10 protein-coding genes and 1 pseudogene are annotated in these 12,043 nt (G+C 70.9%); 3 read left to right on the top strand and 8 right to left on the bottom strand.

Translation table 11 applies throughout. The annotated features are described in order from the left end of the window. Nucleotides 1–32: 32 nt before the first annotated feature. Nucleotides 33–287 (bottom strand): hypothetical protein, encoded by a 255-nt coding sequence (locus QRN89_RS00690; protein WP_290347372.1) that lies wholly within the window; start codon nt 285–287, stop codon nt 33–35. A gap of 80 nt (nt 288–367) precedes the next feature. Further along, complete coding sequence (locus QRN89_RS00685; protein ID WP_290347371.1) at nt 368–742, bottom strand: DUF6223 family protein; 375 nt, start codon at nt 740–742, stop codon at nt 368–370. Nucleotides 743–969: 227 nt separating this feature from the next. On the opposite strand from QRN89_RS00685, the gene QRN89_RS00680 reads away from it, so the two are divergent. The 3 genes and pseudogenes from QRN89_RS00680 to QRN89_RS00670 all read left to right on the top strand — a co-directional run. Beyond that, nucleotides 970–2,097 carry a sensor histidine kinase gene (locus tag QRN89_RS00680; protein WP_290347370.1) on the top strand — a complete coding sequence of 376 codons (1,128 nt, stop codon included), beginning with the start codon at nt 970–972 and terminating at the stop codon, nt 2,095–2,097. Continuing rightward, entirely contained in the window at nt 2,094–2,765 is a 672-nt protein-coding gene (locus tag QRN89_RS00675) for a response regulator (protein WP_290347369.1), read from the top strand. Before QRN89_RS00680 ends, QRN89_RS00675 begins: the two co-directional genes overlap by 4 nt. Before the next feature lie 263 nt (nt 2,766–3,028). Continuing rightward, a pseudogene (locus QRN89_RS00670) lies at nt 3,029–3,308 on the top strand (IS982 family transposase); the annotation flags it as partial. Nucleotides 3,309–4,608: 1,300 nt separating this feature from the next. On the opposite strand, the gene QRN89_RS00665 reads toward QRN89_RS00670, so the two are convergent. From QRN89_RS00665 to QRN89_RS00640, 6 genes are all read right to left on the bottom strand, one after another. Beyond that, on the bottom strand, nt 4,609–6,195 hold the full coding sequence (locus QRN89_RS00665) for a long-chain-fatty-acid--CoA ligase (protein WP_290347368.1): 1,587 nt from the start codon (nt 6,193–6,195) through the stop codon (nt 4,609–4,611). 156 nt (nt 6,196–6,351) lie between these two features. Continuing rightward, complete coding sequence (locus QRN89_RS00660) at nt 6,352–8,058, bottom strand: aldehyde dehydrogenase family protein (RefSeq protein ID WP_290347367.1); 1,707 nt, start codon at nt 8,056–8,058, stop codon at nt 6,352–6,354. 103 nt (nt 8,059–8,161) lie between these two features. After that, nucleotides 8,162–9,520, bottom strand: a complete 1,359-nt coding sequence (locus QRN89_RS00655; protein ID WP_290347366.1) for an MFS transporter — start codon at nt 9,518–9,520, stop codon at nt 8,162–8,164. A 50-nt stretch (nt 9,521–9,570) separates the two neighbouring features. Continuing rightward, nucleotides 9,571–10,494: a TauD/TfdA dioxygenase family protein gene (locus QRN89_RS00650; protein ID WP_290347365.1), complete on the bottom strand. Its 924-nt coding sequence runs from the start codon at nt 10,492–10,494 to the stop codon at nt 9,571–9,573. A 114-nt stretch (nt 10,495–10,608) separates the two neighbouring features. Beyond that, nucleotides 10,609–11,211 (bottom strand): TetR/AcrR family transcriptional regulator, encoded by a 603-nt coding sequence (locus tag QRN89_RS00645; RefSeq protein WP_093660672.1) that lies wholly within the window; start codon nt 11,209–11,211, stop codon nt 10,609–10,611. 338 nt (nt 11,212–11,549) lie between these two features. After that, on the bottom strand, nt 11,550–12,038 hold the full coding sequence (locus QRN89_RS00640; RefSeq protein ID WP_290347364.1) for an ATP-binding protein: 489 nt from the start codon (nt 12,036–12,038) through the stop codon (nt 11,550–11,552). Nucleotides 12,039–12,043: the final 5 nt, after the last annotated feature.

The following is a 12,043-nucleotide window of genomic DNA, read 5'->3' as shown; positions in this document are numbered from 1 at the left end:
GTCCGAGCCCCGACTGCGTTGTCGGAGGCGCCTCACCGTTGTGCCGGGCGTGACTCGAGGCTGTCGCGGATGAGGCGGAGACCGTGGCCGAACTCGTCGGCGTAGGAGCAGTCCCGATGCATGACGTGCTCGGTGATCAGCTCGGCCAGGTGCGGATGGGCATCGGGGGAGAGCTGGTCCTGGATCTCACTTGGGCGAGCCGCCGCGGTCGGCGACCTGTACCGCGGCGTCGATGAGGCGGTCGTGACTGAGCGACGGCCGGCGGACTGGGGGTTCGTGGTCGGCAAGACCGTCTCCTGCCGGGTGTCGGTGGCAAGCCCGCGGGGTCCGGCGCGCGACGGCCGTACGCACGCCGTGACCGTGGCGGTCAGACGGACGTCCGATCTGCCTGCCGGTCGGCGTGGTGGCCACGGGTCAGGGCCCGGCGGCCGAGGAGCACGGCGCCGAGCCCGAGCGGGACGGCCACGACGGCGCCGAGGAGCCCGTTGCCCGTGCCGGGACCGCCACTGGTGGTTGCCACGTGCAGCAGTGCGAGGACCGTGCCGGCCAGCCCCATCGCGATGGCCGACATCCCGCCGATGCGCGCGTTGCGGCCGCCGATCCGGCGGCCGGCGCGGGCCAGGGCCATCCGGCCGACAGCCAGGCCGAGCAGCCCTGCCCCCAAAGCCAGGTTGGCCCCGGTCCGCCCGTCGCCGATGATCCCGCCCTCGGCGGCCGCCATCAGTGCTGCTGAAGCACTCACGCCGATCCCCTCCTTCTCCGTCGATTCCGACGTTCGGTGTGCCTCGAGAGCATGCGCGCCGGGACCCGCGCGCGTCATCCAGCAGATGCAGGCACCTCCCGCTGCCACCGCCGGGCGATCCGGATGCTCCGGCTGCGGCAGACGGCGCGCTGGTACCGCACACGCAGTAGCCGGCGTTCGTCCCAGGGTCGGACTCGACCACGACCGGATCCGGCTACGGTGCAGCCATGGACAAAGGACGGTTCGCTGTCCCGGCCGCAGTCACCGACTGGGCGACCGCCTTGGGCGTGGCAGCGCTGCTGCTGGTCACCGGGCTGTCCGGGCCGCACCCTGCCGGGGGCCGCGAACTGCTCGGCGCCACCTTGCTGGTGACCGGCGGGCTGGCGCTGGCAGCCCGCCGCCGGGCACCGCTCGTGGTCCTGGCTGCCGCCGGACTCTGCGCAGTGGGCTACCTGGGGACCGGGTTCGAGGTGCTCGCCGTCTCGTACCTGGTCGCGGTCTTCGGCGCGGTACGCGCCGGGTACCGCGCCGTCACGCTGGCGGCGTCCCTGGGCCTGCTGGCCGTGCTCCACCTCACCGCCCTGGTCTTCCATGACGGGTCCGCGCGCGAGGTCGTGGCGCAGGCCCGGAACACGCTTGAGATCGCCTGGCTGATCGCCGCGTTCGCCGCGGGGGAGGCGGTGCGGCAGGCCGAACGCCGGGCGGACGAAGCCGAGCGCACCCGCGAGGAGACCGCACGACGCCGGGCTGACGAGGAGCGGCTGCGCATCGCACGGGAACTGCACGATGCGCTCACCCACCAGATCTCGGTCGTCAAGGTGCAGTCCGAGGTCGCGGTCCACGTGGCCCGGCGGCGGGGCGAGCAGGTGCCGGAGGCCCTGCTGGCGATCCAGGAGGCGGCCCGGGAGGCGAGCCGGGAGCTGCGCACGACCCTTGAGGCGCTGCGCGACGACGACACCGCCCCGCCGCACGGACTCGACCACATCCCGAACCTGGTGAAACGGTTCCGAACGACGGGCCTGGAGACGACGCTGACGATCGAAGGACGTCCGCAGGCCGTGCCGGCGGGAGTGGGCCGTACCGCCTACCGGATCGTTCAGGAGTCGCTCACCAACGTCGCCCGGCACGCCGCCGCGAGCACTGTCTCGGTGCTCATCGACTGTCGGTCGGACGCCCTCGCCATCCGCGTCGACGACGATGGAAAGGCGACCTCGCATCCCGCGCTGACGCCCGGCCTCGGGCTGCGCGGCATGCACGAACGTGTCGCGGCTCTCGGCGGCCGCCTGCGCACCGAACCGCGCCGCGCAGGCGGCTTCACCGTCCAGGCCGAACTCCCCGTGAACGGAGCGTCGTGATCCGTGTCCTGCTGGTCGACGACCAGCCGCTCATCCGAAGCGGCTTCCGCGCGCTGCTCGACCTTGAAGACGACATCGAGGTGGTGGCCGAGGCCGCCGACGGCCAAGAGGGTTGCGCCCTCGTCACGGAGCATCTGCCGGACGTCGCGCTCATCGACATCCAGATGCCCGTCATGGACGGCATCGAAGCGACCCGGCGCATCGCCGCGGACCCGGCGCTGACCGGTGTGCACGTGGTCATGCTGACCAACTACGGTATGGACGAGCACGTCTTCGACGCGTTGCGCGCCGGCGCCGCCGGCTTCCTCGTCAAGGACATCGTGCCGGAAGACCTCCTGCACGCCGTCCGCGTGGCCGCCCGCGGCGACGCCCTGCTCGCGCCCGCGATCACCCGAAAGCTCATCGACCGGTACGTCACCCAGCCTCCCCTGACCCGCGTCGGCAGCGGGCTGGAGGCGCTGACCAGCCGCGAACGCGAGGCGGTCGCCCTGGCCGCCCAGGGCCTGTCGAACGACGAGATCGCCGATCGCCTCGTCATCAGCCCGTTCACCGCCAAGACCCACGTCAACCGGGCCATGGCCAAGCTCCACGCCCGTGACCGCGCCCAGCTCGTGGTCCTCGCTTACGAATCCGGTCTGGTCACCCCGCGCAACTCCGTGCGCCGTTGACCGGCCGGGGCGCTGCGGTGCCCGCCGCCAGGACCTCGCGGGCAGTTCCGGCAGGGCCTTCCGGTCTTCGTCCGTTGGTGCGCCGACGCCCGGCTCGCCTGCGATGCCCCGTCCGCCCTCCACGTCACCCACGATGAGTGCGAGGCACGCATCGGCCGGGTCAGGGCGAGCCGGTTTCGGGGCAGATCGGTTGCGCGGGCCTGGACGATCCAGCGCGAGAGCCCCTCGGCATCTGCGTCGGCGTCCGGGAGCAGTCGATGTACGTGTGCAGGAGGTTCGGCAGCCCGTGCTGGTGTCTGGCTCACCCGAAGATCGGCGAGCGGGAGGTGGTGGCCGCGCTGCTGGAACGCGACCACCGCCTCGTGCGGGCCGGGCAGGTGATCCTCGCGGACAAGGGTTTCGCGGGAAAGGAGTTCGAGGCTTTCCTCACCAAGCGGCTCGGCGTCCACCGGGTCCGGCCCGACCGTAAGGACGAGCCGGTCCCGACACGGGAGGATCGCCCGGGTCCGTCAGTGGATCGAGGCGGTCATCGATACCCTCGAGGTAGGTTGCACTCGCGTCACGGAAGAGGATCCACGGGTCCGGGCCTCACCACGGGGGCGAATCGACAGATTGATCACGACCCGATACGCGCCCTGACCTCCCACGCCCTCCGAGGCCCGCCCGCGCACCATTTCGCCTGCACGCCCCTCAGCTGGCGTTGGCGCAGATGGCCCGGACAGTAACGCTGAAGGAGGAGCCGGAGGTGTTGCGCAGGGTGCTTCTCCATGTGGTGTTGTTGATCGGTCCGGACTCATAGAGGTACACACCGCTACTGATGAAAGTACTGGTGTTGAGGCCGCCGCCTGTGACCACCGTCCCAGGCGGACAGGTTGCCGTGAACGTGCAGAAGGTGTCGGCCCCGCAGGTCTGAGTGTTGGAAACCTGTTGGTAGCCGGATACTCCGGGAGGGCCGGGAGGGCCGGGAGGGCCGGGAGGGCCGGGAGGGCCGGGAGGGCCGGGTCGACCGGCTTTGCCCCTGCACTTGTCTCGGTCGCCCAGTGCCGGCGCGAGTGAGCCGTCGTAGGGGTGTCTGTCGCACCGGTCGTCTTCCGATACCGGCGCCGCGGGTGCCTGAGCCGGAGTCCCGTGAGCCGGAACGGAGGCCAGAGCCGGAGTGACCATGGTGAACAGAGCCGTCGAGACCAAGAGGCCGCCGGTCAGCACTGTTGTACCTCGGGAGAGGGACCGGAGTCGGGGTCCAGCAAACATGGTGGAGCTGCTTTCGTAGTCGGCGCATCTCAAGGCGCCGAAGGGCACGTCCTCCGACGTCTTCCAAGCTCATGGTCGAGCAATGCCGGTCACCGGCCGAGTGAGGCACGCTGAATCATCAGCTCAACGGCCCGACGTACGGTGGGATCGTGTCAGTGGTGCATGAGGGCCGGAGAGGTGAGGTTCCCCCGCTGAGCCGGACAGCTTGGCACTGGGACTGGCCGGTCGGAGAAGGCGGTCCCTGGCAGTGAGCACGAAGCGCAACGCGAGCAAGCGGTGTATGCCTGAGTTCTCACGGGGCGCGGTCGTTGATCCGGCCCTTCGGGCGTGACGGAGGCCGCCCGGGAGATCGGCGTGAGTGCCGGGAGCCGGCGGAACCAACCAGGTCAAGACCGACGTTGAAAAGTGACCTCCAGTCGGGTCCGGTCTCGAAGAGCTGGGAGAAGGCGGCGGGGCGGCCGCCTTCTCGCCTGTGCCGCCCGCCTCCGCAAGCAAGACCGCGGCCGCGCCCTTCTCGGTCAGCCTCCCGGCGATCGCGGCTCGGCCGGGCCGGCTCCGACGACGACGTGGTCGACGTCGCCGGGCGGCGCACTCATCGGGCCCCCTCGATCGCGGCGGTATCCGCGATGCCCGCGTCCCGGAGCTCGCGCTTGAGGATCTTGCCGGTGGCGTTCGTGGGCAGGACCGCGAAGAACTCCACCAGGCGGGGGTACTTGTAGCCGGCCATCTCCTCCTTGCACCAATCGATCAGCTCCTCCTCGGAGAGCGCCGCTCCCGGAGCGAGGACCACGCAGGCCTTGATCTCCTCACCGTGGCGCTCGTGCGGCATGCCGATGACGGCCGCCATGCTCACGGCGGGATGGGTGAGGAGCACCTCTTCGATCTCCCGCGGGTATACGTTGAAACCGCCGCGGATGATCAGGTCCTTGGCGCGGTCGACGATGTAGAGCCACCCGTCGGCGTCCCGGCGGGCCAGGTCACCGGTGCGGAACCAGCCGTCGCGCATCACGTCGGCGGTCGCCTCGGGCCGGTTGAAGTAGCCCTTCATCACGTTGTGCCCGCGGATGACGATCTCGCCGATCGCGTCGGCACCCTGGACCGGGGTCCAGTCCTTGCCGACCAGGTCCACCTCCACGCCCCAGACCGGGCGTCCGATGGAGCCCGGCCGCACCTTCTCGCCGCGCGGCGAGAACGTGGCCACCGGGCTGGTCTCCGACAGGCCGTACCCCTCCAGAATGGTGACGCCGAACCGCTCGGCGAAACGGCGGTGGATCTCGACCGGGAGCGCCGAGCCCCCCGAGCCGGCCATGCGCAGATTCTCGGCGATCCGCGGCAGGTCAAGGTCGGACGCTTCTTCTTCGAGCAGGGCCCAGTACATCGTGGGCACGCCCGCGAAGAAGGTGACAGCATGGCGCTGCATCAGGGCCAGGGCGGCCCGGGCGTCGAAGCGCGGCAGCAGCACCAGCGTCGCCCCTGAGGCGAGGCCGGCGTTCATCTGAACGACCTGGCCGAAGGAGTGGAACAGCGGCAGGGCGATCAGATGCACGTCGTGTTCGATCTCGCCGAAGAGCTTGTGGCAGGTCAGCACGTTGAGCATCAGGTTGGAGTGGGTGAGCTCGGCGCCCTTGGGCCGGCCTGTGGTGCCGGAGGTGTAGAGGATGACCGCCGTGTCACCGGACTCGGTCGCCACCGTCTCGAAGTCCGCGCTCTGCCCGGCCAGCGCCGCCGTCAGGGTCTCGGCGCCCGGGATCGGGGAGTCCTCGGTGGGGGCGGCGGGCATCAGGAAGAAGTGCTCGCAGCCCGGCGTCTCGCCGAAGCCTGCCCAGCCCTCCTGCCCCAGCGGGAGCTCGGCGCCGCCCTCGAAGCAGAAGTAGGCCTTGGCCTCGGAGTCGGTCAGGTGGTACGCGATCTCCCGGCCCTTGAGCAGCACGTTGAGGGGGACGACGACCGCGCCGGCCTTGAGGATGCCGTAGTAGACGATCGGGAACCACGGCACGTTCGGGCAGGACAGCGCGACCTTGTCGCCCGGCTCGATGCCGCGTGAGCGGAGCAGGCCGGCCACGCGGCGGGCCGCGGCGTCCAGCTCCGCATAGGTCAGCCGCTGGACGCCCAGCACGACTGCCGTGCGGTCGGGCACGGCACGGGCACTGTTCTCCAGCGCGACGGCGAGATTCAGCATGTGAGGTCTCCGTGGGGTGTGTCGGTGGAAGCGGCGGAAAGAGGTATCGGCCACCGGAGCCGGTCCGTGGAACGGCACGTCACGGCAAGGGCGGTGCGCGGACGGAACTTCCTGGTGCGCTGCGCTGAACTGATGCCTGCAGCAGGCGCAAAGTCGTCAGCCCCGCAACGCGGATGCGAGGAGAGCGGGCAGTTTCCTCACGCTGGGTGCGGCCGAGAAGCGGGTGACGCGCTCCACGGTGGTCAGTGCGGTGCGGTTGGTGACGAAGTACGGCGGGCGGGGGGACAGTGACGGGTCGCCCGTGACCAGACCACGCGGAGCGGGGGTGAACGGGGCGCGCAGCACGGTCTTCTCGATGTCCTCGAGCATGAACGCGTTGTGCACGAAGCCGATGCCGCTGCCGATTTCCTGGCGGGTGTGCCCGGGGTGGGCGCCCCACGGGGTGAAGCCGAGCAGGAAGCCGACCGCCGACCAGCAGTTGACGCCCAAGGTGCCGTAGCGCAGGTCGGCGATCGCGGTGCGCACCGCCTCCCGGTGGGCCTTCTCGGTCCTCGGGTGGACGATCAGAGTGGCGCCGAGCGTGCCCGGGAGAGTGTCGTTGGCGAAGTCGACGGCGTGGCGCAGGAATGCGGCCGGAGTCGGTCCGGGCAGGCGTACGACGCCCAGCGCGCTGCCGAAGACCTCCTCGGTGATGAGGACGTCGTCGTGGTCGGTGATGTCGGGGACGAGCAGTCGGCAGCCGTCGCCGTGAGTCTCCGCCTGCGGGTGGGCGGCGAGGACGGAGGCGAGGCGCCCGCCGGCGCCCGGGTAGTAGTCGGTGCGCGGAGGCAGTTCGCGCAGCAGCCGCCGGATCTCTGCCAGGAGCCGCTCGGTGCCGTCCCAGTCGCGCGGCACGACCAGAATCTGGCTGGCGATGCAGTTGTGCCCGGAGTTGTTCATCTTGCTGGTGACGATGTGTTCTGCCTGGAAGCGGAAGTCGGCGTCGCTCCAGGGCCCCGGCACCACGATGCAGGGGCTGACACCGCCCAGTTCACTGCTGAAGGGCTTGTCCATGAGCGGCCGGTCCTCATGGCGGCGCTGCTCGGCTTCCTCGTCGGTGCCCCAGACGATGGCGTCGTGGGTGCGGTCGCTGCCGGTGACGTGAACGGCGTCCACGTCCCCGTGGGCGGCGAGGTAACCGCCTTCGGCCGCACCGCCGTCGACGAAACGCACCCAGCCGCGTTCGACGAACTCGGCGAAGACGTACTCGAAGTGGGGGCGTAGATAGTCGTTGACCGGGTTCATCTTGGCGATGACGACCTGGCCCTCGGCGTAGAGCTTGTGCAGGATGTCCAGCGCGGTGATGGCGGCGACGTTGCCGGCCCCGAGCACCAGAGCCACGGCCGGGCGGCCGGGCCTGTCCCGGTACTCGCCCGCCGCACGGCTCCGTGCCTGCTCCGCGGTGGTGCCGGGGCGCATCCACACCTGGGCCGTGAAGCCGTTGAACAGGAGGGTGTCCCAGCCGGTGGCGGGGAAGACGTCGACCCGCGTGCGGCCGTCCTCCTCGTGGACGGCCTCGGCGCCGACGGGATCCTTGCCCGCGGCGATCCGCCGCAGCACGTGCAGATACGCTGCGGCGTTCTGCGCCAGGGCCCACGGCCCGCCGATCCAGTCCTCGGCGGCCCACGGCGAATCGGGGGCGTACCCCTTCGCGCGGGCACCGGCCGCGACCAGCTCGGGGGCACGGGAGACCACACGCGGCAGCAGGCGCTCCAGGAGGGCGATGCGTTCGGTGAGCGGGGTGGCGGACCAGGACTCGGCGCTGCCGCGTACGTCGGTCACGGTGCGGTCGAGGAAGGAGGTGTCGAGGGTGCTGGTGTTCATGTCATTCCCTGTGGAAGGTCGGGAGCCGGGCGGTTGGGGCTGCTTCCCGGCGCTGTGCGGGGACCGGCCCCGGGCGCACAGATGACCGGACGAGGGTGCGTCGTCACGCGGACAGCAGGCGCGCGTCGCGGTCCGGGTCGATCAGCGTGACGGCGGCGGTTCCGCTCAGCAGCAGCACGCCACCGGTGATGAGGACCGCGTACGGGTAGCCCCCCGCTCCATGGGTGTCCACGAGGCGGCCGATCAGTGTCGGGGCGATCAGACCGGCGATGGTCACCACGGCGTTCATGATGCCCAGGGCGCCGCCCCGGCGATCGGCCGGGACCAGCTCTGCGACAGTGGTGGCGGCGACGCTGCCCATCGCTCCGGCGAGCCCGAATCCGGCGACCAGAAGCACGACGGACGCGGCGCCGGCCGGGGCCGACGGCAGGGCCAGGCATGCTGCGGCGCCGATGAGCAGAAGGATTCCGCCGACCCTGCCACGGGCCCACCGGCTCGCGATCCCGCGGCGCAGCAGCCATCCGGTCAGGCCCGCCTGTCCGAGCACGACGACGCCGCTCAGACCCCAGAACAGCATCAGCAACCGGGTGGACGCGGCCGAGGAGTAGCCCAGCCCGTCGTGGAGGTAGGAAGGGAGCCAGACCAGGGCGAAGGCGATGACCCAGTAGGTACCGAAGTAGGCGGTCGTCGCACCGATCCAGGTACGGGTGGCGAGGATCCGGCGGTACGGCGTCCTGTGCCGGGCCGGGCCCGTCCCGGTTCCGGCCCCCGTCCCCTCACCCGTCCCCGTCCCGTCGCCGGGGCCGGCCGACGCCGGGGAGCCCTTGTCCGACGCGGCTGCGTACGGTCCCTCCCCGCCGAAGGGGATCCACAGCAGAGCCCACACCACACCGGCGAGCGCCACCACGGCGACGGCCGAGCGCCAGCCGTGGTGGTGGATCACCCACGTCAGTACGGGAGCGGCGACCAGGACTCCCAGGGTGACCCCCAGCACGATCAGCGCCCCGGGCAGGTTCCGTCGGTGATTGGGGAACCAGGACAGGGTGGCCTGCTGCGCGACGGGGAAGGCGGGCCCCTCGGCGGCGCCGAGGAGGACACGCGAGGTGATGAGCACCGCGAACCCTCCGCCCACGGCCAGCGGAGCCTGGGAGACGGACCACAGAACGGCCATCGCCAGCAGCAGCCACTTGGGCCGTATGCGGTCGGCGAGCAGCCCCACCGCGGCGCCGCAGACCGAGAACAGCAGGAAGAAGGCGCTGTTGGCGAGTCCGAACGCTGCTGCGGACAGGCCGAGGTCCTCGCGGATCTGGTCTGCGGCCAGACCGAGCACGGACTTGTCGGCGAAATTGATCATCATGAAGACGACGAGCAGCGCGGTGACGATCCACGCTCGGCGTCTCGATCTGTTCGTCGGCTTCGGGATGCCGACGGGCACAGCGGGTGCGACTTCGGTGTCGGTCACAAGGGCTCCGCGGAGGCTGGATGGGGAGGGGAGGGCCGGTGCCTGCCTGTTCAGGACAGCGGGACGCCGGCGATTGCGATGCGCTCCATGACACGGCGCTGCGGGAAGTAGTCGCTGATTGCGTAGTGCTGGGTGGCGATGTTGTCCCAGATCGCGACGGAGCCCGGCTGCCAGCGGAAGCGCACCTGGTACTCGGGGATCCGGGCCTGGAGCACGAGCTCCTCGAGCAGTTCGCGGCTCTCGGGGTCCGACAGCCCGACGATCCGCGTGGTGAAGGGCTCGTTGACGTAGAGGAGCTTGCGGCCGGTGCGCGGGTGGCGGACGACCACGGGGTGCTCGACGGCCGGCAGGTTCTCGCGGTGCGCGGCGATCTGGCTCTCGGTCATCAAGCAGCCCCAGCTCGGCACCCAGTCGTGCACGGCGGTGAGCCCCTCGATCCGGGCCTTCATGGCCTCGGAGAGGTTGTCGTACGCGGCCGACATGTCCGCCCACATGGTGTCGCCGCCCGCGGACGGGACCTCGACGGCACGCAGGACGGAGCCGAGGGCCGGCGCGGCCATGAACGAGTGGTCGCTGTGCCAGATGTTCTCGGTGCCGATGGCCATCGCGTCCTTGGCCAGACGGGAGACGCCGACGGTGTCGCCCTTGGGGAAGAAGGGGTTGGGCTCCGGCTCGCCCCAGAGGCCGGCGACAGCGAGCTGGGACTGCGGGTCGAAGGCGTGCTGATCGCGGAAGAACAGCACCTTCCACTCCAGCAGGGCCTGCCTGATCTCCTCCGCGAGGTCCTCGCCGATCGGGAGCGAGAGGTCGACGCCCTCGATCTCGGCGCCGATGTGCGGGGTGAGCGGGCAGACGTCCAGGAGCCGGTAGTCGGGCTGGGGCATGCCGGGCGCGATGCGCTCGAGCGTGCGCTTCCCGTAGTGCATCAGGGGCTTGTCGAGCGCGGGGGCGGGGGCGGTCACGACGTTGTCCATGAGTCCTCCGTAACGGGGGGGAAATCGTTACTGGAAGTATCGTTATTAGGGTGCGCGGAGACAAGGGTCCGCAGGCATCGAAATTCGAGCCGGAGATCCGGGGCGGGAGACCGCTCAGGCGGCTGAGCGGACCGCGCGGCTGACGAGGTCCACCAGTGTGTCCACCAGCGCGGCGTCGGGCAGCTCCTGCTCGACGATCAGCCGGAAGAGCAGCGGTGCGGCCACCAGGGTCGCCGCGGCCCGGACGTCGGTGTCGGGCCGCACCTCACCGCGCGCGATCCCGCGCTCCAGGATGCGCCTGGTCTCGCTCGTGATCCGCTCGGTGTACTCCACGTACTGGCCCCGCACCGCGCCCGTCTCGGCCGCCGCGCCGATCAGGCCCGCGATCAGCCGGTCCGATCCCGGCAGGCGGTACGCCTCCAGACGAGTGGTGAGTATCAAACGGAGTTCCGCACGGAAGTCGCCCAGATCAGGTACCGACAGGACGCCGATTCGGGTCTCGGCAGCGGCGATGATCAGGTCCTGCTTGGTGGGCCATCGCCGGTAGATGGCGGGTTTGCTCACGCCGGCGCGTGCGGCGACGGCATCCATCGTGACGGCCCCGATTCCCTGTTCGGTGACCAGGTCGACGACCGCGTTCAGGACCGCCCCGGTGACCCGCTCCTCCCGCGGCCGTCCCGGCCCCCGCTCCGCCCCGCGCGACTGTGTACCCGCCATGCCAAGAGCCTACGATCTCGCCCGACCACGTCGGACCGGGGGTGCGCGCGATGCCACTGCTGCCCACTTCCCGGCGCCGTGGCAGCCCGCGATCACGCAGGGCTCCCGGACATGGGGGACCCACCTGTCGGTCACGTCCGTCAGTCCGGGCCCAGGGCCGGGCCTGCGTTCATCGGCCCCGCGTCAACGGTGCACCGAGCCCCCACCTGGCCGTCCTGAAAGATCAGCCCGTGGCCCTTCGTCTGTGCGGGGCTCACCCCGACGCCGGAGCAAACCCCGGATCAGGTCGAACCCGTACAGCACCTCTCAGGACGCAACCTCAGGCGCGGGCGCCTCGCTCAGTCCCACCCTCCAGCGAGGGGGTCCGGCGCTTCCGGAAGTTCGAACCAGACTTCCTTGCCCCAGGGTGTGGGGTCGGCTCCCCATTTGCTCGCGATCTGGTCAACCAAACGCAGGCCGCGGCCGAATTCGTCGGTGGTCTGCGCCGGACGGAGCTGCGGCAGTTTCCGGCTGCCGTCCCGGACCTGGCAACAAATGACCTCGCGGCGTACCACGGTGAGGGAGACGGGACCGTACGCGTGCAGCAGCGCATTGCCGACCAGTTCGCTGACCAGGAGTTCGGCCGTGTCCGCAAGCTGGTCCAGGCCCCAGTCGGCCAGGATGCCGCACACCGCACTCCGGGCCTGGCCGCAGGCGTCGGGGGTCCGTGGGAGCCGCCAGGGGCCGGCGACGGTCAGCTCCCGGTCGGCGGCGAGTCCCAGGGGCGCGGCGGGGACGGGGCGCGTTGCGGCGGTCGCGGCGGGCCGTATGAGGTGAGTGTGGTGCATGAAAG

Origin of the sequence: Streptomyces sp. HUAS CB01 (genome assembly GCF_030406905.1) — a bacterium.
GTDB classification, from domain to species: domain Bacteria; phylum Actinomycetota; class Actinomycetes; order Streptomycetales; family Streptomycetaceae; genus Streptomyces; species Streptomyces chengbuensis.
Note: the sequence above shows the minus strand (reverse complement) of the source record. Positions and strands in the feature narration are given on the sequence as shown.